Source organism: Brachymonas sp. KE5 (assembly GCF_057773645.1).
The window spans coordinates 966652-986601 of the sequence record NZ_CM173463.1; the positions used below are offsets into that span (position 1 = coordinate 966652).

Below are 19950 nucleotides of genomic sequence, written 5' to 3' on the forward strand. Positions count from 1 at the left end.
TTTTCAAACCCCACTCAAAGGAGCCATTCCATGCGAAGACTCATGCCAGTCCTGTTGGCAGTCGTCCTGTCCGTCACCAGCCTGCATGCCGAAGCCAAGCGCATGGGCGGCGGCAAGTCGTTCGGCCGCCAATCGTCCAATGTGACGCAGCAGCAATCCACCCCGACCGCGCCCGGCCAGCCCGGCGCCGGCATGCAGCAGACGCAGCCCGGCCGCACGGCCAACCAGACGGCTCCGGCACAGACCACGCCGCAGCGCAAGCCCTGGGGCGGCATTCTGGGTGGTCTGGCCGCCGGCCTGGGCCTCGCCTGGCTGGCCAACGCGCTGGGCTTTGGCGAAGGCTTTGCCAACATGCTCATGATCCTGCTGCTCGTGATGGGCGGCCTGATGCTGTTCCGCATGTTCCGCCGCTCCTCGTCCGCTCCTGCAGCGCGCGGCCCGGTGCCCGCCTACCAGGGTGGTGCAGCAGCCCCGCAGGGCTACAACCCCAAGAATGTGGGCAATGACGCATCCGCACGCCCCTGGGAAAGCCAGGGCAGCCAGGGCGTAGCCTTTCAGGCCGAGCAGGCTGCCGGTGGCAGCATGATCGGCTCCGGCCTGGCCGGCTCGCAGAACTGGGGCATTCCGGCCGGTTTCGACGTGCAGGGCTTCCTGGACGCTGCCAAGCGCAACTTCGTCACCCTGCAAGACGCATGGGATCGCGGCGACGTCAGCAGCCTGCGCGCCATGATGACCGACGAAATGCTGGGCGAGATCCGTCAGCAGTTGGCCGAGCGCGAGGCCGAAGCGGCCGGCAAGCCGAACAAGACCGAGGTGCAGATGCTCGAAGCGCAACTGCTCGGCATCGAGGAAACGCCGACCGACTACCTGGCCAGCGTCGAGTTCTCCGGCCTGGTCAAGGAGGACGAATCCGCCGGGGCCAGCCCGTTCCACGAAGTGTGGAACATGAGCAAGGCCAAGAGTGGCGGGGCCGGCTGGCTGGTGGCAGGCGTGCAGGCCATGCAGGTGGCCGGAGTGCAGGCCTCGCACTAATACGAATTGCAACGCGCATCTTGCGGTGCGCGCCTGAAAATCGGGGAGAATGGGAGACTATGGATACACAGTCTCCCTTTTCTTTTCTGGGCCGTCTGGCCGATTCCGCTTCCGGCCTGCTGGGCAAGCTGGCTCCGCCGCAATGGCTGATGCACGAAGGGCAGCGTCGCATGGTGCTGCTGCTCAACCATGTGGTGATGCAGGAGCCCGAGGCGCAGAACCGCCTGGCCCGTCAGAAGGAGCGGGTGGTGCTGGCGCGCTGGCGCCATTTCGAGATGCGTCTGCAGGTCACTCCCGCAGGCCTGTTCGATCTGGCGGAAGCCGGGCATGTGCCGGATCTGACCATCACCGTCGAGGAGCAGTCTCCCTGGGCCATGGCGCAATCGGCCATGAAGGGTGACAAGCCCACCGTGCGCATCGAGGGCGATGTGCAGTTCGCTGCCGAAATCAACTGGATGGCCGACCACCTGCGCTGGGATGTGGAAGAAGACCTGGCGCGTGTGATCGGCGATGTGCCGGCCCACACCATCGCCCGCGGCGTGCGCGGCATTGCCGATGCGGCCCGCAGCGTGGTCAACAAGGTGGCCCCGGCCATGCCTGGTAGCAAGACCGCGGACGAACAGAAACGCGAAAGCCACAGTTCATGAAATTTTTCCGTGGTGCGTACATCGTCTGGGTGTTCTTCCGCTACGGACTGGACGATCTGCTGCTGTCTTCCGCCCCGCACGGCGGTCTGCGCCTGCTTTCGCGCGTGCTCACGCTGGGCCGCCGCTACAACACGCCGCGCGGCGCGCGCCTGCGCATGGCGCTCGAAAGCCTGGGCCCCATCTTCATCAAGTTCGGCCAGGTGCTCTCCACCCGGCGTGACCTGCTGCCGCCCGATGTGGCGGTCGAGCTGTCGCAACTGCAGGACCGCGTGCCTCCGTTCCCGGCAGAGGTGTCGGTAGGGACCATCGAGCGCGCCTTCCGCAAGCCGATCGACACGCTGTTCACCGAGTTCGACCGCGTGCCCGTGGCCAGCGCCTCCATCGCGCAGGTGCACTTTGCCAAGGTGCGCACGCGCCAGGGCGTCGAGAAGGACGTCGCGGTCAAGGTGCTCCGTCCCGGCATGCTGGGCGTGATCGAAAGCGATCTGAGCCTGATGCGCATGATGGCCGGCTGGGTCGAGCGCCTGAGCGAGGACGGACGCCGCCTCAAGCCGCGCGAAGTGGTGGCCGAGTTCGACAAGTACCTGCACGACGAGCTGGATCTGGTGCGCGAGGCCTCCAACGCCGCGCAGCTGCGCCGCAACATGGAAGGCCTGGATCTGGTGCGCATTCCCGAGATGTACTGGGACCTGGTCTCGCAGGACGTGCTGGTGATGGAGCGCATGAACGGCATTCCGATCAGTCAGGTGGACCGTTTGCGCGCCCTGGGCGTGGACATCAAGAAACTGGCCCGCGACGGCGTCAACATCTTCTTCACGCAGGTCTTCCGCGACGGCTACTTCCATGCCGACATGCATCCGGGCAACCTGCAGGTGAGTGTGGAGCCGGGCAGCTTCGGCCAGTTCATCCTGCTCGATTTCGGCATCGTCGGCACGCTGACCGAGAACGACAAGGAATACCTGGCGCAGAACTTCATCGCCTTCTTCCGCCGCGACTACAAGCGCGTGGCCGAGCTGCACATCGAGAGTGGCTGGGTGCCTGCCACCACCCGCGTGGACGAGCTGGAGGCTGCGGTGCGCGGCGTGTGCGAACCGTATTTCGACCGTCCGCTCAAGGAGCTGTCGCTCGGCATCGTGCTGATGCGCCTGTTCCAGACCTCGCGCCGCTTCAACGTCGAGATCCAGCCGCAGCTCACCCTGCTGCAGAAGACGCTGCTCAACATCGAGGGCCTAGGCCGCGAACTCGACCCCGATCTGGATCTGTGGAGCACCGCCAAGCCCTTCCTCGAGAAGTGGATGCTGGACGAGCTGGGCCCCAAGCGCTTCCTGACCGAGCTGAAGAACGAGGTGCCGCATCTGGCGCGCATGCTGCCGCACCTGCCGCGCCTGCTGCACGGCTACCTGAAGCAGGGCGCCGAAAGCCAGCCGGTGCAGAACCGCGAGCTGCTGGCCCTGCTGGCCGAGCAGAAGCGTACCAACCGCCTGCTGCAGGGGTTGGTGTACGGCGCCGTTGGCTTTGCGCTGGGCATGCTGGCCATGCAGGTGTTCATCCGCGTACAACTGGGCTGATCGGGCGCTCAGCCGTGCCTGCGGGGGCCCAGCAGTGTGGCAAATGTGCCGCATATCCAAAAGTGCAAGGCGGGGCAGGGCAGACTGCTACGCTAGCACGCCCGCACAGAGCCACTTTGCCGCGATAATGCGCTGATTTTGTTGCACGCTGCAACGTCTGAAGCCTCGCGGAGACACCCCCTGTGCTGATTACCCTGGTCCTCGTTTACCTGCTGATCACCATCGGCATCGGCCTGTATGCGGCGCGCCGTGTGAAGAACACGGCCGACTTCGCCGTGGCCGGCCGCCACCTGCCGCTGGCGATGATCATCACGCTGACCTTTGCCACCTGGTTCGGATCCGAGTTGGTGCTGGGCATTCCGGCCAAGTTCATGCAGGATGGCCTGGGCGGCATCGTCGAGGATCCCTTCGGCGCTGGCACCTGCCTGATCCTGGTCGGCCTGTTCATCGCGGGCCGGCTCTACAAGATGGATCTGCTGACCATCAGCGACTACTACCGCGTGCGCTACGGCACCTTCGTCGAGGTTTTCTGCTCCATCATCATCATGATCAGCTATCTGGGCTGGGTGTCGGCTCAGGTGGCGGCACTGGGCGTGGTGTTCAACCTGCTGAGCGAAGGCTCGGTGTCGGTGCAGATGGGCATGGTGCTGGGCATGCTGTCCATCCTGATCTACACCCTCATTGGCGGCATGTGGTCGGTGGCGGTGACGGATTTCATCCAGATGATTGTGCTGATCGTGGGCCTGTTGCTGCTGGCTTATTACGCCAGCGACATGGCCGGCGGCGTGCAGCCGGTGCTGGATCTGGCCACCAGCAAGGACCTGTTCCGCTTCTGGCCCGAGCCGAAGTGGCACGACATCATCTTCTTCTTTGCCGCGGCCATCACCATGATGTTGGGCTCCATCCCGCAGCAGGACGTGTTCCAGCGCGTGATGTCGGCCAAGGACGTGCGTGCCGCCACCTGGGGGCCGGTGATTGGCGGCAGCATGTACATCCTGTTTGCCGCGGTGCCGATCTTCCTGGTGGCCACGGCGCTGATCGTGATGCCCGAGCAGACCAGCGCGCTGATCGCCGACGATCCGCAGAAGGTGCTGCCCACGCTGGTGATGCAGAAAATGCCCTTCATCATGCAGGTGGTGTTCTTCGGTGCCTTGCTCTCTGCCATCAAGTCCTGCGCCTCGGCCACGCTGCTGGCGCCCACCACGACCTTCGTCGAAAACATCCTGCGTCACTTCGTGCGCAACATGGGCGACAAGGCCACGCTGTTTGCCATGCGCATCTCCGTGCTGGTGTTTGCCGGCATCGTGCTGGTGTACGCCATCCTGATGGAAGGCACCTCGATCTACGAGATGGTGTCCGGTGCCTACCAGGTGCCGCTGGTCGGCGCCTTCGTTCCGCTGGTGGCCGGCCTGTACTGGAAGCGTGCCTCCACCCAGGGCGGCATCTTTTCGGTGGTGCTGGGCGTGGGCGTGTGGCTGCTGTTCATCTTCGTGCGGGGCTGGGGCGAGGCCTTCCCGCAGCAGCTGGCCGGCGTGATCGCCTCGGGCGTGGGCATGGTGGCCGGCTCGCTGCTGCCGCAGTGGATTGACCAGGACCGTGGCCGCGTGCCGCACTTCGAGGGCTCGCCCGAAGTGGAAGGGCGCCTGATCGCCTGATGGGGTGCCCATGCGTTCAAGCGCATGGGGCGTTCCGGACCTTGCCCTGATCGGCCCATGTGGTGCGTACGCTGCTTCAGGGGTGCCAGCCCGAGTCATCTTCAAGCGCAAGTCATGGCCGGACTTTATAATCACAAGTTGCCCTGCCAGTTCCGGCAGGTGTCCCTGTCTGTTCCCTTCCTGAAGAGCCATGCCGATTTACGCCTACCGTTGTGAAGCCTGCGGCCACAGCGCCGATGTCCTGCAGAAAATCAATGACCCTCTCCTGAGCATTTGCCCCTCCTGCGGCGCCGACAGCTTTCGCAAGCAGGTAACTGCGGCCGGCTTCCAGCTCAAGGGTTCCGGCTGGTATGCAACCGATTTCCGTGGCGGCCAGGGCGGCACCAGCGCTGCAGCTCCCAGCCAGCCTGCAGCCGAAAGCAGCGCCTGCGCGTCCTGCCCGGCATCCACCGCCAAGGACTGATTCCCTTTTTCCGCACCCAGCATGTTTAAGAGCAAGCTCCAACAATATTTCATCGCCGGCCTGCTGGTATGGCTGCCGCTGGTGATCACCGTCTGGGTGCTCATGTGGCTGCTCGGCATGCTGGACGGTATCTTCGTCAGCATCCTGGCCACCATCGAGGCCGTGGTGCCCGGCCTGACCGGCATGGCGCAGGCCGTGATGAAGATTCCCGGCATCGGTGTGCTCGCGCTGGGTCTGCTCATTCTGCTCACCGGCACGCTGGCGGCCAACATCGTCGGCCAGTGGTGGATCCGCCAGTGGGACGCGCTGATGGCGCGCATTCCGGTGGTGCGCTCCATTTACAGCAGCGTCAAGCAGGTGTCCGACACGCTGTTCTCCGGCAGCGGCAAGGCCTTCTCCAAGGCGCTGCTGGTGCAGTATCCGCGCCATGGATCATGGACTGTGGCCTTCCTCACCGGCCATCCCGGCGGCGAGGTGGCGCACCACCTGCCCGGCGCGCACGTCAGCGTCTATGTGCCGACCACGCCCAACCCCACCTCGGGCTTCTTCCTGATGATGGCGCGCGAAGACGTGATCGAGCTCGACATGACGGTGGACGAGGCGCTCAAATACATCATTTCCATGGGTGTGGTGGTGCCGCCCGAGCACGTGGGCGGTCTGTCGCGCAAGGGCGGGATTGCAGGCAAGCCTTTGCCGGTTGCTGCACCCCCCGCTGCGCCCGCTCCCCCGGCGCCGCCCGCAAGCCCTGAAAAGACCGATTAACATCAAGCATGTCCCGCGCCGTCTGCGGGACCAGAAAGACTGAGAAAAAATGGCAATGCGTTCGATCTATTGCGGTCAGGTGACCGAAGCCCTGCTGGGCCAGACTGTAACCCTGTGCGGCTGGGTCAACCGCCGTCGCGACCACGGTGGCGTGATCTTCGTCGACCTGCGCGACCGCGAAGGCTATGTGCAGGTGGTCTGCGATCCGGACCGCCCCGAGATGTTCAAGGTGGCCGAAGACCTGCGCAACGAGTTCTGCGTGCAGGTCAAGGGCCTGGTGCGCGCACGCCCCGAAGGCACCACCAACGACAATATCACCACCGGCAAGATCGAGGTGCTCTGCCACGAACTGAACGTGCTGAACGCCTCCGTCACGCCCCCGTTCCAGCTCGATGACGACAACCTGAGCGAAACCACCCGTCTGACGCATCGCGTGCTGGACCTGCGCCGCCCCTACATGCAGCGCAATCTGATGCTGCGCTACAAGGTGGCGATGGAAGTGCGCAAGTTCCTCGACGCCAACGGCTTCATCGACATCGAAACGCCGATGCTGACCAAGAGCACGCCCGAAGGCGCGCGCGACTACCTGGTGCCCAGCCGCGTGCACGATGGCCACTTCTTCGCGCTGCCGCAGTCGCCCCAGCTGTTCAAGCAGCTGCTGATGGTGGCCGGCTACGACCGCTATTACCAGATCACCAAGTGCTTCCGCGACGAAGACCTGCGCGCCGACCGTCAGCCCGAATTCACGCAGATCGACATCGAGACTTCCTTCCTGGGCGAAGACGAGATCCGCGCACTGTTCCAGGACATGATCAAGCAGGTGTTCCGCAACACCATGGATGTGGATCTGGGCGAGTTCCCGGTCATGCAGTATGCCGACGCCATGCACCTGTACGGTTCCGACAAGCCCGACCTGCGCGTGAAGCTGCAGTTCACCGAATTGACCGACGTAATGAAGGATGTGGACTTCAAGGTGTTCTCCACGCCGGCAACCACCCCGGGTGGCCGCGTAGTGGCGCTGCGCGTGCCGCAGGGCGGCCAGATGAGCCGCGGCGAGATCGACGGCTACACCGAGTTCGTCAAGATCTACGGCGCCAAGGGCCTGGCCTGGATCAAGGTCAACGAGAAGGCCAAGGGCCGCGAAGGCCTGCAGAGCCCGATCGTCAAGAACCTGCACGATGCCGCCCTGAACGTGATTCTTGAGCGCACCGGCGCCCAGGACGGCGACCTGATCTTCTTCGGCGCCGACAAGGCCAAGATCGTCAACGACGCCATCGGCGCACTGCGCCTGAAGGTGGGTCACAGCGAGTTTGGCAAGAGGAACGGCCTGTTCGAGGACCGCTGGGCGCCGCTGTGGGTGGTCGATTTCCCGATGTTCGAATACGACGAGGAAGACGACCGCTGGAACGCCATGCACCACCCCTTCACCTCGCCCAAGGACGGTCACGAGGACTACATGGACAGCGACCCGTCCAAGTGCGTGGCCAAGGCCTACGACATGGTGCTGAACGGCTGGGAACTGGGTGGTGGCTCCGTCCGTATCCACCGCGCCGAAGTGCAGAGCAAGGTGTTCAGCGCACTGAAGATCACGCCGGAAGATGCCCAGGTCAAGTTCGGCTTCCTGCTGGATGCGCTGCAGTACGGCGCGCCCCCGCACGGTGGCCTGGCCTTCGGTCTGGACCGCCTGATCACGCTGATGACGCGCGCCGAATCCATCCGCGACGTGATTGCCTTCCCCAAGACCCAGCGTGCCCAGTGCCTGCTGACGCAGGCCCCGAGCATGGTCGACGAGAAGCAGCTGCGCGAACTGCACATCCGCCTGCGCAACCCGGCTGCAGCCGAAGCCAAGAGCGCCTGACCGGAGCCCTGAAGCATGTCGCCCCCGCAGGTTCCCGAGCGCATTCTGCCGACCGACGAGCCGCAGCGCACGCTGCGGGTGGCGACCTACAACATCCACAAGGGCGTGCAGGGCATGGGCCCGGCCAAGCGGCTGGAAATCCATAACCTGCAGCAGGCCATCCAGCAGCTCGATGCCGACATCGTCTGCCTGCAGGAAGTGCGCAAGATGAACCGCCAGGGCGAGCGCCGCTTCGCCAACTGGCCGCAGCTGGGGCAGGCCGACTTCCTCAAGCCGCAGGGCTACCACGCCCTGTACATGACCAACGCCATCACCAAGCACGGCGAGCACGGCAATGCCCTGCTCAGCCGCTTCGAGGTGGTGCGGCACAAGCATGAGGACATGTCGGACCACCGCTTCGAGCAGCGCGGCCTGCTGCATGGCGAGGTCAACCTGCAGGGCAAGCCGGTGCATGTGATCGTGGTGCACCTGGGCCTGATCGCCGCGAGCCGCGTGCGGCAGATTCGCCAGTTGCAGGAATTCATCGACCGCGAAATCGGCTGGAACGAGCCGCTGGTGGTGGCGGGCGACTTCAACGACTGGGGCAAGCAGCTGGTGCCCATCATGGCCGAATGCGGCCTGCACAGCGAATGCCAGTCGGCCGCCCATTTCACCTATCCGGCACGCCTGCCGCTGGCACAGCTGGACCATGTCTATTCGCGCGGCCTGCACCGTGTGCGCCAGTTCGTGCCCCAGCTCGATTCGGTGGTGCGCAGCACCGGCATCCGCTCCTGGTCGCGTCTGTCCGACCACCTGCCGCTGGTGGCCGAGTTCGAACTCGACCGCTGAGCACGGGCAGCCCCAATCCTAGCAGGGCTGATTGTCATCCCTCGCGGTGACACGGGTTACAGATGGTATGCTTCTACAGCTTCAGCAGTCCGAATTCATCCAGACCCTCATGACATCCTCCTCTCCCGCCGAAGGCGAAGGCACGCCGGTATCGGTCAAGATCCGCGAGCGCATCCTGGCCGCGCGCAAGCGCTTCCATGCCAATGACAACATCTCCGAGTTTCTCCAGCCCGGAGAGCTTGAGCAGTTGCTCGACGAAGTCGAGGAAAAGCTGCAGGGCGTGCTCGACAGCATGGTGATCGACACCGAGAACGACCATAACACCGACACTACCGCGCGCCGCGTGGCCAAGATGTACCTGAAGGAGGTATTTGGCGGCCGTTACGTGCCGCAGCCGGTGCTGACCGAATTTCCCAATGCCGAGCGCCTGAACGAGCTGATGATCGTCGGCCCCATCACCGTGCGCAGCGCCTGCTCGCACCATCTGGTGCCGGTGATCGGCAAGGTCTGGATCGGCATAATGCCGAACGAACACACCAACGTGATCGGCCTGTCCAAGTACGCGCGCCTGGCCGAGTGGGTGATGAACCGCCCGCAGATCCAGGAAGAGGCCGTGGTGCAGCTGGCCGATCTGATCCAGGACAAGACGCACCCCGATGGCCTGGCCATCGTGATGGAGGCCACGCACTACTGCATGGCCTGGCGCGGCGTGAAGGACATGGACAGCAAGATGATCAACTCGGTCATGCGCGGTGTGTTCCTCAAGGATCCCAACCTGCGGCGCGAATTCCTCTCGCTGATTCCGCGCAAGAACTGAGCGGCCGGGATCGCCGCTGTCGCCCCTAATTCAACGGAGTTTTTATGCTGGTCAGACTGTTATACGTGAGCCGTGCCGCCGATGCCGCCCTGAACGACCTGGACAACATCCTGCAGCACGCGCGCAACTACAACGCCGAGCACGGCATCACCGGTGCGCTGTGCTACAGCAGCAACATCTTCATGCAGGTGCTCGAAGGCAGCCGCACCGAGGTGAACCGCCTGTACGCCACCATCCTGCGTGATCCGCACCATAGCGACGTGGAGCTGCTGCACTACGAGGAAATCAGCGAGCGCAGCTACAGCGGCTGGACCATGGGGCGCGTGGACATCTCCCGCCTCAATACCTCCACCGTGCTGAAGTATTCCGAGCATGCGGATTTCAATCCCTATGCCAACTCCGGCAAGATGGCGCTGGCGATGCTGCAGGAACTGGTAGCGACGGCCAACATCATCGGCCGCGCCTGAGCGGCCGGGGCCTCAGGCCCTTTCTGCTCTCCAATGACAAACAGGCAGCCGAAGCTGCCTGTTTTGCCTGGTGCCGCAAGAGCGTTCAGTTCAGCGCTTGCCGTTGTGCAGCAGGCTGTCCACCACCATCTGCGACAGGCGCGAGAAATTCATGCCCTGCAGTTCGCGGTTGAAGCTGTTGCGAGCCCAGCGGCGCGTGCCGTTCCAGCGCCAGGGCTTGAGCACCACCACGGCAGCACCGAGCGCAGCCGCGATGGCCAGCAGGCGGTAGGGATGGCGGCGCGCATACTTCTGCACCAGTGGCTCGCCGATTTCGATGGCCATGTGCATGGGATGGCGGCGCCACCAGGCATTGAGCAGGCGCTGGGCGGCCAATGCGCCGGTGGAGAGGGCGCGGCCGGTGTCGCTGTCGACCAGGCCGGATAGCGACCAGGCACGTGCCGGGCGGCGGGCGACCCGCGGGGTGCGCGGCGGCAGTTCACGTGCCAGTGCGTCGGAGGCGGCAGCCGCCTCGACATCGGCCGTCGTCGGTGGTACCGGCCCGGTGGCTGCCGCAGTCACGAAGGAAGGGGCCTGGGCCACGACCGGACTGGGAGCGTCCGGCATCTGCGCCTGCACGGTGGCGCCCTCTGCAGCCTGCCGGGCTGCCTTGAGGCTGGCCGTGGCGCCGGGGCGCATCATTTCCAGCAGAGCGCGCCGGGACTGTTCCAAGCGCTGCGAGGGGGTGAGGGTTTCTGTGGTGCCGGGATTGTTCTCAGGCATCTTTCTCTCCAGCAACATGGAAGGCTTCGATGTCGGCCATGAACTGGCGCTTGACTTCGCCGACTTCGGCGCTCAGCACCGGCTTGCGCGTCATGCCGAAGGCGAACAGTGCCAGCAGCAGCGGCACGGCCGGCACGGCGACCAGCGCCCAGTGGAACTGGTTCTGCAGCAGGCCGAGCATCAGGGCTACGCCCGCAAAGACCAGGAACAGCGAAAGCGTGATGGCGACGACCACCCAGGCTACCAGACGACGTACGGCATTGCCGGCAACGTCCATCGACTCCTCGCGGAACAGGTCGAGGTAGTTGCCGATATGGGTCACGATCAGATCGGGCTTCTTGATCATGACCTTGAGAAGGGGGTGGAGCATGGGATCGCCTGTATCGAAAAGAGGACCGCCCGCGGGGACGGTATGAAAAAGCCGCAGCGGGCACGCACCGGGGTGCGGCTCACGACTGCGGCGATCGCATCGGAAAAAGGCAGGGCCAGCTGATCAGTTGCCTCCCTGGAGGCCGTCCCGAGCCTGCCTCTCCGGCGGGCTCAGGCTCAGCGATCGCGGCCGCGCAGCATCATCAGCAGGGCAGCAGTGGCTGCGCCCACGCCGGCGGCGATGGCGATCGATTTCAGCGGCTGGTCTTCGACGTAGCTGCTGGTGGCGTCACCGGCGTTCTGCAGGCTGCGCTTGGCGTAGTCGCGGGCGTCGGAGGCCTTGTCGATACCGACACGGGCATATTGCTGTGCGCGCTCGGCCAGATGGTCGATGGCCTCGGTGGCACGGGCACGTGCAGCGCCCAGGCGGTCGCTGGCATTTTCCATGGCGGCGCCGGCAGCACTCAAGGTCTTGTCGGCCACTTCATGGGTGGTGGCAGCAGCTTCGTTGATGACCTTGTCAGTGGTATTTTGCACGTTGTTCATGTCCATGAGTATCTCCTTTGGAAAGAATAGTGGGGACGACACTCATATGGTAACCGCCTGCAGGATTACAAGGGTAGTCGCGGCACCAAACGATTTGTATGCGGCGGACGACAGACTGTAGGAATCGCCCTACACGGTGCCATTTTCCGGCACGGGATCCTGCGGCAGTTGCGCGGCGATGGTGGTGCCACGCCCCGGTGCCGAATCGATGCGGATGCAGCCCTGCTGGGTTTCCACCCGGTATTGCATGCCGGCCAGACCGTGCGAGCCGGTGGCCAGCTGGCTGGTGTCGAAGCCGCAGCCATCGTCACGCACCCGCACATGGGCCTGATCGTCCACGGTCCACAATTCCACGCTGATCTGGCTGGCCCTGGCGTACTTGCTGCAGTTGGTCAGGGCCTCCTGCACCAGGCGGTACACCGTGAGCGCCTTGTCCTTGCCCAGCTGCACCGGCTCCAGCCGCGTGATGACGGCGATGCCGGCGCTGCTGGCGTAGTCGCGCGTGAGGTTTTCCAGCGCCGGCACCAGGCCGAGATTGCCCAGCGCGCTGGGCGTCAGGTCTTCCACGATGCGGCGCTTGAGGGCCACGCCGTTGTTGAGGATCTGCGCCAGGTGGGCCAGGCGTTCCAGCATGTCCTGCGCTCCCTCGCTGTTCCGATCCAGTTTGGTGCGCATGCGGGCCACGTCCAGCTTGGCCGTGGTGAGCAGGGCGCCCAGTTCGTCGTGCAGTTCGCGTGCCAGGCGGCCGCGTTCGTCCTCGCGCACCAGCTGCAGGTGGGCGGCCAGCCGGCGCAGGCTGTGCGTGCGCTGTTCGACGGTCTTTTCGAGCTGGGTGCGCTCGGCCTCCAGCAATTGTTGCACGCGCGCCTCGCGCCGCTCCTTGGTGACGGTCTGGCGCCAGATCAGGATGATCATGCCGACCGCGAACAGCAGCATGCCGGCCATGGCCAGCCGGGCCATGTGCAGCGATTGCCGGGCCTGCACGTCGAAACGCTTGAGACGCAGGTTGTTGAAGGCAATCACATGTGCGCCCTGCGCCTGGATCTTGCGCATCAGCTCGCGGCCCACGCCGCTGTCGACGATGCGGCGCCATCCCGCGACGTTGCCGGCCATCTGCAGCTGCACCGTCTCGTTCATCACCTTCTGCTTCTCGCGCACCTGTCCGAGCAGGGCATTGACGCTGTCGCGCACGCCTACCTGCGCGCTCGCCGCCAGCTGGCCGGCCTGCGTGTCGATGTCGCTCATGTGCTGGATGAAATCGGCCTGGTAGCGTTCGTCGCCCGTGAGCAGGTAGCTGCGCTGGGTGCTTTCCGCGTCCGAAACGGCCAGCATCAGCGATTGCAGCTGCAGATTGGCGCGTCGTGCGGCGGCCGCATCATCGAAGGCGAGGCTGGTGGCACGGAAGTTGATTTCATTGATCACCAGCAGCGCAGCACAGGTCAGGAAGACCAGTGCTGTAAGAATTTTTCGCATAAAGGGGTGCATGAACCCCTTGGTGAAGGTCTCTACAGTTAACATGGGCGGCTGGTTCATGGGTGCACCATCTCCGGTTGCACCCGTCATCACCACGCTGGAGGGCTTGATGATCAAGGTAGGTATCGTAGACGACCACGCCATTGTCCGTGCGGGTCTGAAACAGTTTTTTGCGGAACAGGTGGATCTCCGGGTGATCGGGGAAGCCGCCAGCGGGCGCGAGGCCATCGATCTGGTGCGCAACGAGCCCATGGATGTGCTGGTGATGGACCTGTCCATGCCCGGCCAAAGCGGCATGGACGCGCTGGGCATGATCCGCGCCAAGGCGCCGGACGTGGGCGTGCTGATCCTGAGCGGCTATCCCGAGGAGCATTACGCCACCAACCTGATCCGCCAGGGGGCCAGCGGCTTCCTGAACAAGGAATGCGATCCTGAGGAGATCGTCAAGGCGATCCGCACGATTGCCATGGGCAAGCGCTACATCAGCGCCAGCGTGGCCGAGCTGCTGGCCCAGCAACTGGGCAAGGGCGATGACCTGCTGCCGCACGAGCAGCTGTCCGAACGCGAATTCCAGGTCTTCCTCAAACTCGCCAAGGGCGAGACCGCCAGCGATATCGCCGACGAGCTGTCACTGAGCGTGAAAACGGTGAGCACCTACCGTACCCGCCTGATGGAGAAGATGAACCTCCATACCAACAGCGACCTGACCTATTACGCACTGAAAAACAAGCTGATCGACTGATCAGCCTGCTGTATGCCGGCCCTGGTTGACTACTGCTCGGAAATCTCGATGCAGTAATCGATCAGGGCATCGATCTCGCGGGATTTGTCGAAGAACTTGTCGACACCCATCTGTACGCAGCGGTCGCGTACGTCGTTGGTGGCGTAGTTGCTGAACACAACCACCTTCTTGTCCTCGGGCCGGTCCTTGCAGGCCTCGAGCACACCCAGCCCGGTTCCCTGCTGCAGGAACAGGTCGACGATGGCCAAGTCCCACTCGGGAAGATGCGAAGTCAGCCAGTTGACTCCTTCCTTCTCGGTGGCGGCGACACCCACGGTTTCGGCATCGGCGAGTTCCTGGAGCGTATCCACCAGATTCTCACGGATGACCGGGTTGTCTTCTACGATGTAAACCTTCAGGCCCACTTGCGGTTGGCTCACTATGAAAGGGGAACGCCTGCCTGTTGAGCAGCGAGCCCGGAAATTGAACAATGATGCACAGGATATCCCGCGCCTTTTTTCAAGTATGCCATCAGGATGCAACGCGGGCTGTCGGAGAAGGATTACAGCACAACAGTTCGATTTTCGAGATTGTGCGCAAAGGCTGGCGTCATGCCTGCCTGGCGCTGCTGGTGCAAGGGGCTGCGCAGGCTGCGGAGCCCTTCGATGCCACGGTGTTGCGTGTGGTAGACGGGGATACGCTCTGGGTGTTGCCGCTGGCTATCCCCGCCGCGTCGCAGGACGGTGCGGTGCCGCCGCCTGCAGTGCGCCGCATCAAGCTGCGCATCGAGGGCATCGATGCGCCGGAAATCTGCCAGGCGCATGGTGCGAAATCGCAACGCTTTCTGGAACGCTGGGTGCTGCATGCCACGGTGCGCGTGCGGGCGCAGGGGCAGGACCGCTACCGGCGCCAGCTCGCGCAGGTACACGCTCCTGACGGGCAGGACATTGCGGCCGTAATGGTGCGCGAAGGGCAGGCCTGGTCTTATCGCACGCGCTGGACGCGCGGGGCCTATGCGGCCGAGGAGCGTGCCGCGCAGAAGGAGAGGCTGGGCCTGTTTGCCGATCCGCAGGCGCGCTATCCGCGCGATTTCCGGGCCGAGCATGGCCCGTGCTTCGTCACGCCAAGGCAGGCGCCCATGCCCCGTCGCTGAGCCCTCAGGCGTGGGCCTTGCCGCACACCGGGCACGCCGCTTGGCGCTGCAGCCCGATGCTGCTGAAGGCCATGCGGCGGGCGTTGATCAGCAGCATGGCATGGTGCAACTCACTCGGCAATTCGCACAGCAGCTTGATTGCCTCTGCCGCCTGGATCGACCCGACGATGCCGGTAATCGGTGCGAACACGCCCATGGTGGCGCAGCGCTCTTCCTCGGGCACGTGGCGCGGGTCGAAGGTGCAGGCATAGCAGGGGCTGAGCGGATCGCTGGCGCGGTATACGCCGATCTGCGCATCGAAGCGGATGGCCGCGCCCCAGACCAGATCGGTAGCTTCCTGCACGCAGGCCTGGTTCACCAGCTGGCGCGTGGCGAAGTTGTCGGTACAGTCCAGCATCACGTCGGCCCCGGCGGCCAGTTCACGCAGCAGCGTGGCGTCGGCGCGCTGGCTCAGCGTGCGGATCTGCGTCTCGCTGTTGATCTGCTGCAGCGCGGTGCGCATGGATTCGGTCTTGGCCTGGCCCACGCGCGCTTCGGTATGCGCAATCTGGCGTTGCAGGTTGGTCAGGTCGACCGTGTCGTTGTCCACCAGCGTCAGCCGGCCCACGCCGGCGCTGGTCAGGTACAGCGCGGCCGGCGAACCCAGTCCACCGGCACCGATGATGACGGCATGCGAGGCCAGCAGCCGCTCCTGGCCTTCCACATCGATTTCCTCGAGCAGCAGGTGGCGGGAATAGCGCAGCAGTTGGGCGTCGTTCATGGGGCAGGATTCTGGGGGTCACCGGGTGAAAATGGAAACGCACCCCGGAGGGTGCGTTGGGGGAGCAGGGCGTCAGCGTGACGCCGGGGCCGAGGCCGGCGGCCTGGCAGCCGGAGCCTTGCTGGCCGGCTTGTCCTTGCTGTCGGCCGGCTTGTCTTCGTCGTCCTTGTCCTTGGATTCGGGCGGGCGCACGGTCTGCGTCTTGCTGGCCGTGACCGGCAGACCCTTGAGCTTGTTCAGCGCCTGCTGCAGCTGGAAATCCTTCTCGCTGCCGAACTCCGGCAGCTTCAGGCCGTCGGGCGATTTCTTCATTTCCGCCTCGAGCTTCTTCAATGCTTCCTCACGCGCCTGGGTGCGCTCCTTTTCCTTGGCAGGATCGAGCTTGTCATCCTTCTGGCCGTTGCTGATGTGGTGGTCCAGATCGGCCTCGCGCATGCGCAGGATAGCGTAGGGGCTGCCCTCGGCGGTTTCATCGACCATCACGTCGGGAATGATGCCGGTGGCTTGGATCGACTTGCCGCTGGGGGTGTAGTAGCGGGCCGTGGTGATCTTCAGACCGGTGTCGGGGCCGAGCGGACGCACCGTCTGCACCGAGCCCTTGCCGAAGGTCTGCGAGCCCATCACGGTCGCGCGCTTGTGGTCCTGCAGCGCGCCGGCCACGATCTCGCTCGCCGAGGCGGAGCCCTCGTTCACCAGTACCACCACCGGCACTTTTTTGAGCGCGGCCGGCAGTTCACGCAGCGGATCGCCGCTGCCCAGCATGCGGGCATAGTCCTGCGGAATGGCCTTGAACACGGTGTTGCTCTCTGCCAGCTGGCCCTTGGTGGAGACCACCGGCACGCCCTGCGGCAGGAAGGCGGCAGAGACGGCCACGGCAGCGTCGAGCAGGCCGCCCGGGTCGTTGCGCAGATCCAGCACGATGCCCTTGAGGTTGGGATCCTGCTGGTAGAGTTCGTTCACCTTGCGCACGAAGTCGGGCACGGTGCGCTCCTGGAACTGCGTGAGGCGCACCCAGCCATAACCGGGTTCGATCATCTTGGTGCGCACGGACTGGGCGCGGATCTCGGCGCGGGTGATGGTCACCGGGAAGGTGCGGCTTTCGGTCTTGCGCCAGATGGTCAGCACCACCTTGGTATCGGCCTTGCCGCGCATGCGCTTGATGGCGTCGTTGAGCGACATGCCGCGCACGGCCTTGTCGTCGATGCGCGTGATCAGGTCGCCGGCCTTGATGCCGGCCTTGTCGGCGGGAGAGCCCTCGATGGGAGAGACGACCTTGACCAGGCCGTCTTCCTGCGTTATCTCGATGCCGACGCCCACGAACTTGCCGCTGGTACCTTCCTTGAACTCCTTGAAGGCCTTCTTGTCAAAGTACTGCGAATGCGGATCCAGGCCGGACACCATGCCGGAGATGGCATCGGTGATCAGCTTCTTGTCGTTGACGGGCTCCACATAGTTGCTCTTGATCATGCCGAACACCGCGGCAAGCTGCTGCAGCTCCTCGAGCGGCAGCGGATCAGTGGCATTGCGTGCGGCCGTCTGGAACGACACTGTCGCCAGCGCACCGGCCAGAATGCCTGCCGACATCCAGCCGGCTGCTTTCAACTTGGAACCCATGTAATTACCTTCTCCCGGCCCGCTCCCTGCGGGCCCAGTGGTGCCTGATCGGGCGATCGCCTGCCATCGCAGGCGCCAGAGCCCCGTCAGTCTATGTGATACAGAAGGGACTATACACGGACCCCACAACTGCTGCGTGGCGGGGTTTTCGTGTGGTTGTAACGGTTGTCAGGGGGCGTAAACCCCTTGACCAGACTGCAACAGTGCTTACTTCTTGCCTTGCTGGGCCACGGCCTTGGCGGCGGCTTCGGCAGCGGCGGCATCGCCCAGGTAGTAGTGGCGGATCGGCTTGAGGTCGGCGTCGAGTTCGTACACCAGCGGAATGCCATTGGGGATGTTCACGCCGACGATGTCCTCGTCGGAAATATTGTCCAGGTACTTGATTAGCGCACGGATGGAGTTGCCGTGGGCGGCGATCAGCACGCGCTTGCCCGACTGGATGCTGGGTGCGATGGATTCGTTCCAGAACGGCAGCACGCGGGCCACGGTGTCCTTCAGACACTCGGTCAGCGGGATCTGCTCGGGCGCCAGATCAGCGTAGCGGCGGTCGCCGCGCTCGCTGCGCGGATCGTCGGCGGTCAGGGGCGGCGGCGGCGTGTCGTAGCTGCGGCGCCAGACCAGCACCTGCTCGTCACCGTACTTCTGCGCGGTTTCGGATTTGTTCAGGCCTTGCAGGCCGCCATAATGGCGCTCGTTCAGGCGGTAGTCCTTGACCACGGGCAGCCAGGTACGGTCCATTTCGTCCAGCGTGTACCACAGGGTGTGGATGGCGCGCTTGAGCACGCTGGTGTAGCACAGGTCGAAATCCCAGCCTTCGGCCTTGAGCAGCTTGCCGGCAGACATGGCCTGCGACACGCCGGTGGGCGTCAGGTCGACATCGGTCCATCCGGTGAAGCGGTTTTCGAGGTTCCAGGTGGATTCGCCGTGGCGAATGAGGACGAGTTTGTACATGGCTCTCACAGTGCAGGAAAGAGTAGGAAGGAATTGCGCACCGACTGGCGGCAGGCAATCCTCTATTCTATAAAATCTCGCCATGTTCATTGGCGCCGTGCGGCGCAGCAAGAGAGGTTACACGTGGATTTTTTGTTGCAAAACTGGTTGTTGATCCTGGTGGCCGTCGGTTCCGGCGCCATGCTGCTGTTTCCGGCGCTTACCGGGGGCGTGGGGCAGGGCGGCATGTCCGTGGCGGACGCGGTACAGAAAATGAACCGCGAGAAGGCGGTGCTGGTCGATGTGCGTGAGGCGGGCGAGTATGCGAACGAGCGCATTGCACAGTCCAAGAACATTCCGTTGGCGCAGCTGAGCGAGAAACTGCCGCAGACGGTGAAGAGCAAGTCGACGCCGGTGCTGTTCCTCTGCGCCCATGGTTCGCGCTCTGCGCGAGCCGCTGCAATCGCCAAGAAGCTGGGTTACGAACAGGCTTATTCGGTCGGCGGTGGCATGCGCAGCTGGAAGAGTGCGAACATGCCGGTCAGCGGCGGCAAGGCGTAAGCGCCTGTCGCTCCTGCCGACACACTGAAACACTGCCGCTTGCCGCGGCAGCGATACTTTCTTTCCATGCAAAAAGTCACCATCTACACCACCGCCTATTGTCCGTACTGCATCCGCGCCAAGCAGCTCCTGAAGGAGCGCGGCGTGCCGGATTACGAGGAGATCAAGGTTGATCAGGATCCGGCACAGCGCCAGATCATGATGGAGCGCAGCGGCCGCCGCACGGTGCCGCAGATCTGGATCGGCGACACGCATGTGGGGGGCTGCGATGACCTGTTCGCCCTGGATCGCAAGGGCGAGTTGCAGTCGCTGCTCGGCGCAGCCTGATTGTCATGAAGCCTGCATGGCGTGCTGCATAATGGCACTTTGACCTTTACATCTCAATTTCGCGAAAGCACGCCATGGCAGACAACCAAGAACCCGTCTTCAACATCCAGCGCATCTACCTGAAGGAAGCCTCGCTGGAGCAGCCCAACTCTCCCGCCATCCTGCTGGAGCAGGATGCTCCCAACGTCGAGATACAGCTGGGTCTGGGCGGCGAGCAGGCCGCCGACGGCGTGTACGAAGTGACCGTGACCGCCACCGTCACCACCAAGATCGGCGAGCGCACCGTATTCCTGGTCGAGGCCAAGCAGGCCGGCATCTTCGAGATCCGCAATCTGCCCGAAGAGCAGATGAACGGCGTGATGGGCGTGGCCTGCCCGCAGATCATCTACCCCTACCTGCGCGGCAACGTGGCAGATATCGTGCAGCGCGCCGGCTTCCCGCCCGTGCATCTGGCCGAAATCAACTTCCAGGCCATGTACGAGCAGCAGCTGCAGGCTGCCGCCGCCGAAGGCCCGGCTGACGGCGCTGCCGTGCAGTAATCCCCTCCGTAAGCCGGCGGCTGCGCGCAGCCGTCCTGCCTGCAAGGATTGGACAGGGCGCCCGGAGCGCTCTGTTTTTGTCTGGGGAGGCTGTTGCA

General features: G+C 64.2%; 23 protein-coding genes. 15 read left to right on the top strand and 8 right to left on the bottom strand.

Features of this window, described 5'->3' with window-relative positions; all coding sequences use genetic code 11:
• Positions 1-30: 30 nt before the first annotated feature.
• From ACX36O_RS04605 to ACX36O_RS04650, 10 genes are all read left to right on the top strand, one after another.
• Positions 31-1032, top strand: a complete 1002-nt coding sequence (locus ACX36O_RS04605; protein WP_371686948.1) for a Tim44 domain-containing protein — start codon at positions 31-33, stop codon at positions 1030-1032.
• A 59-nt stretch (positions 1033-1091) separates the two neighbouring features.
• Entirely contained in the window at positions 1092-1679 is a 588-nt protein-coding gene (locus tag ACX36O_RS04610; RefSeq protein WP_371686949.1) for a hypothetical protein, read from the top strand.
• Entirely contained in the window at positions 1676-3247 is a 1572-nt protein-coding gene (gene ubiB / locus ACX36O_RS04615) for a ubiquinone biosynthesis regulatory protein kinase UbiB (RefSeq protein WP_213360073.1), read from the top strand. The genes ACX36O_RS04610 and ubiB overlap by 4 nt, the downstream gene beginning before the upstream one ends.
• 182 nt (positions 3248-3429) lie before the next feature.
• Positions 3430-4902 carry a high affinity choline transporter 1 gene (locus ACX36O_RS04620; protein ID WP_213360075.1) on the top strand — a complete coding sequence of 491 codons (1473 nt, stop codon included), beginning with the start codon at positions 3430-3432 and terminating at the stop codon, positions 4900-4902.
• A 190-nt stretch (positions 4903-5092) separates the two neighbouring features.
• On the top strand, positions 5093-5365 hold the full coding sequence (locus ACX36O_RS04625; RefSeq protein ID WP_213360077.1) for an FmdB family zinc ribbon protein: 273 nt from the start codon (positions 5093-5095) through the stop codon (positions 5363-5365).
• A 21-nt stretch (positions 5366-5386) separates the two neighbouring features.
• Entirely contained in the window at positions 5387-6127 is a 741-nt protein-coding gene (locus ACX36O_RS04630; RefSeq protein WP_213360079.1) for a DUF502 domain-containing protein, read from the top strand.
• Between the two features lie 49 nt (positions 6128-6176).
• Complete coding sequence (gene aspS / locus ACX36O_RS04635; RefSeq protein WP_213360082.1) at positions 6177-7985, top strand: aspartate--tRNA ligase; 1809 nt, start codon at positions 6177-6179, stop codon at positions 7983-7985.
• Positions 7986-8000: 15 nt separating this feature from the next.
• Positions 8001-8813 carry an endonuclease/exonuclease/phosphatase family protein gene (locus ACX36O_RS04640; RefSeq protein WP_213360084.1) on the top strand — a complete coding sequence of 271 codons (813 nt, stop codon included), beginning with the start codon at positions 8001-8003 and terminating at the stop codon, positions 8811-8813.
• 109 nt (positions 8814-8922) lie between these two features.
• Positions 8923-9630 carry a GTP cyclohydrolase I gene (folE, locus tag ACX36O_RS04645; protein ID WP_371686952.1) on the top strand — a complete coding sequence of 236 codons (708 nt, stop codon included), beginning with the start codon at positions 8923-8925 and terminating at the stop codon, positions 9628-9630.
• A 44-nt stretch (positions 9631-9674) separates the two neighbouring features.
• On the top strand, positions 9675-10097 hold the full coding sequence (locus ACX36O_RS04650) for a BLUF domain-containing protein (protein WP_213360088.1): 423 nt from the start codon (positions 9675-9677) through the stop codon (positions 10095-10097).
• A 90-nt stretch (positions 10098-10187) separates the two neighbouring features.
• On the opposite strand, the gene ACX36O_RS04655 is transcribed toward ACX36O_RS04650, so the two are convergent.
• The 4 genes from ACX36O_RS04655 to ACX36O_RS04670 all read right to left on the bottom strand — a co-directional run bounded on the left by ACX36O_RS04655 (position 10188) and on the right by ACX36O_RS04670 (position 13247).
• On the bottom strand, positions 10188-10859 hold the full coding sequence (locus ACX36O_RS04655; RefSeq protein WP_213360091.1) for a hypothetical protein: 672 nt from the start codon (positions 10857-10859) through the stop codon (positions 10188-10190).
• Entirely contained in the window at positions 10852-11229 is a 378-nt protein-coding gene (locus ACX36O_RS04660) for a hypothetical protein (RefSeq protein ID WP_213360094.1), read from the bottom strand. Before ACX36O_RS04660 ends, ACX36O_RS04655 begins: the two co-directional genes overlap by 8 nt.
• Positions 11230-11405: 176 nt before the next feature.
• Complete coding sequence (locus ACX36O_RS04665) at positions 11406-11774, bottom strand: glycine zipper domain-containing protein (RefSeq protein ID WP_488360116.1); 369 nt, start codon at positions 11772-11774, stop codon at positions 11406-11408.
• Positions 11775-11903: 129 nt separating this feature from the next.
• On the bottom strand, positions 11904-13247 hold the full coding sequence (locus ACX36O_RS04670) for a sensor histidine kinase (RefSeq protein ID WP_213360099.1): 1344 nt from the start codon (positions 13245-13247) through the stop codon (positions 11904-11906).
• A gap of 109 nt (positions 13248-13356) precedes the next feature.
• On the opposite strand from ACX36O_RS04670, the gene ACX36O_RS04675 reads away from it, so the two are divergent.
• Positions 13357-13989, top strand: a complete 633-nt coding sequence (locus tag ACX36O_RS04675) for a response regulator (RefSeq protein WP_371686969.1) — start codon at positions 13357-13359, stop codon at positions 13987-13989.
• 29 nt (positions 13990-14018) lie between these two features.
• On the opposite strand, the gene ACX36O_RS04680 is transcribed toward ACX36O_RS04675, so the two are convergent.
• The gene (locus ACX36O_RS04680; RefSeq protein WP_488360229.1) at positions 14019-14393 is read right to left on the bottom strand and encodes a response regulator; all 375 of its coding nucleotides are present in this window, start codon (positions 14391-14393) and stop codon (positions 14019-14021) included.
• 167 nt (positions 14394-14560) lie between these two features.
• Between ACX36O_RS04680 and ACX36O_RS04685 the strand changes: the two genes are divergently transcribed.
• A complete protein-coding gene (locus tag ACX36O_RS04685; RefSeq protein WP_488360117.1) occupies positions 14561-15121 on the top strand; it encodes a thermonuclease family protein in 561 nt (186 codons plus the stop codon).
• Positions 15122-15125: 4 nt separating this feature from the next.
• Here ACX36O_RS04685 and ACX36O_RS04690 read toward each other — a convergent pair whose 3' ends face one another.
• The 3 genes from ACX36O_RS04690 to gpmA all read right to left on the bottom strand — a co-directional run bounded on the left by ACX36O_RS04690 (position 15126) and on the right by gpmA (position 18446).
• Entirely contained in the window at positions 15126-15881 is a 756-nt protein-coding gene (locus ACX36O_RS04690) for a HesA/MoeB/ThiF family protein (protein ID WP_213360104.1), read from the bottom strand.
• 72 nt (positions 15882-15953) lie between these two features.
• Positions 15954-17495 (bottom strand): S41 family peptidase, encoded by a 1542-nt coding sequence (locus ACX36O_RS04695; protein ID WP_488360118.1) that lies wholly within the window; start codon positions 17493-17495, stop codon positions 15954-15956.
• A 207-nt stretch (positions 17496-17702) separates the two neighbouring features.
• Complete coding sequence (gene gpmA, locus ACX36O_RS04700; RefSeq protein WP_213360108.1) at positions 17703-18446, bottom strand: 2,3-diphosphoglycerate-dependent phosphoglycerate mutase; 744 nt, start codon at positions 18444-18446, stop codon at positions 17703-17705.
• A gap of 180 nt (positions 18447-18626) precedes the next feature.
• Between gpmA and ACX36O_RS04705 the strand changes: the two genes are divergently transcribed.
• From ACX36O_RS04705 to secB, 3 genes are all read left to right on the top strand, one after another.
• Entirely contained in the window at positions 18627-18986 is a 360-nt protein-coding gene (locus ACX36O_RS04705; protein WP_371699368.1) for a rhodanese-like domain-containing protein, read from the top strand.
• Between the two features lie 66 nt (positions 18987-19052).
• The gene (gene grxC, locus ACX36O_RS04710; RefSeq protein WP_213360113.1) at positions 19053-19313 is read left to right on the top strand and encodes a glutaredoxin 3; all 261 of its coding nucleotides are present in this window, start codon (positions 19053-19055) and stop codon (positions 19311-19313) included.
• A gap of 74 nt (positions 19314-19387) precedes the next feature.
• Positions 19388-19852 (top strand): protein-export chaperone SecB, encoded by a 465-nt coding sequence (secB, locus tag ACX36O_RS04715; protein ID WP_213360117.1) that lies wholly within the window; start codon positions 19388-19390, stop codon positions 19850-19852.
• Positions 19853-19950 lie beyond the last annotated feature (98 nt).

Coding starts and splice junctions, on each gene's coding strand:
- ACX36O_RS04605 (WP_371686948.1), top strand. CDS start 31: ATGCGAAGACTCATGCCAGTCCTGTTGGCAGTCGTCCTGTCCGTCACC.
- ACX36O_RS04610 (WP_371686949.1), top strand. CDS start 1,092: ATGGATACACAGTCTCCCTTTTCTTTTCTGGGCCGTCTGGCCGATTCC.
- ubiB (WP_213360073.1), top strand. CDS start 1,676: ATGAAATTTTTCCGTGGTGCGTACATCGTCTGGGTGTTCTTCCGCTAC.
- ACX36O_RS04625 (WP_213360077.1), top strand. CDS start 5,093: ATGCCGATTTACGCCTACCGTTGTGAAGCCTGCGGCCACAGCGCCGAT.
- ACX36O_RS04630 (WP_213360079.1), top strand. CDS start 5,387: ATGTTTAAGAGCAAGCTCCAACAATATTTCATCGCCGGCCTGCTGGTA.
- aspS (WP_213360082.1), top strand. CDS start 6,177: ATGGCAATGCGTTCGATCTATTGCGGTCAGGTGACCGAAGCCCTGCTG.
- ACX36O_RS04640 (WP_213360084.1), top strand. CDS start 8,001: ATGTCGCCCCCGCAGGTTCCCGAGCGCATTCTGCCGACCGACGAGCCG.
- folE (WP_371686952.1), top strand. CDS start 8,923: ATGACATCCTCCTCTCCCGCCGAAGGCGAAGGCACGCCGGTATCGGTC.
- ACX36O_RS04650 (WP_213360088.1), top strand. CDS start 9,675: ATGCTGGTCAGACTGTTATACGTGAGCCGTGCCGCCGATGCCGCCCTG.
- ACX36O_RS04655 (WP_213360091.1), bottom strand. CDS start 10,859: ATGCCTGAGAACAATCCCGGCACCACAGAAACCCTCACCCCCTCGCAG.
- ACX36O_RS04660 (WP_213360094.1), bottom strand. CDS start 11,229: ATGCTCCACCCCCTTCTCAAGGTCATGATCAAGAAGCCCGATCTGATC.
- ACX36O_RS04665 (WP_488360116.1), bottom strand. CDS start 11,774: ATGAACAACGTGCAAAATACCACTGACAAGGTCATCAACGAAGCTGCT.
- ACX36O_RS04670 (WP_213360099.1), bottom strand. CDS start 13,247: ATGCGAAAAATTCTTACAGCACTGGTCTTCCTGACCTGTGCTGCGCTG.
- ACX36O_RS04675 (WP_371686969.1), top strand. CDS start 13,357: ATGATCAAGGTAGGTATCGTAGACGACCACGCCATTGTCCGTGCGGGT.
- ACX36O_RS04690 (WP_213360104.1), bottom strand. CDS start 15,881: ATGAACGACGCCCAACTGCTGCGCTATTCCCGCCACCTGCTGCTCGAG.
- ACX36O_RS04695 (WP_488360118.1), bottom strand. CDS start 17,495: ATGGGTTCCAAGTTGAAAGCAGCCGGCTGGATGTCGGCAGGCATTCTG.
- gpmA (WP_213360108.1), bottom strand. CDS start 18,446: ATGTACAAACTCGTCCTCATTCGCCACGGCGAATCCACCTGGAACCTC.
- ACX36O_RS04705 (WP_371699368.1), top strand. CDS start 18,627: ATGCTGCTGTTTCCGGCGCTTACCGGGGGCGTGGGGCAGGGCGGCATG.
- grxC (WP_213360113.1), top strand. CDS start 19,053: ATGCAAAAAGTCACCATCTACACCACCGCCTATTGTCCGTACTGCATC.
- secB (WP_213360117.1), top strand. CDS start 19,388: ATGGCAGACAACCAAGAACCCGTCTTCAACATCCAGCGCATCTACCTG.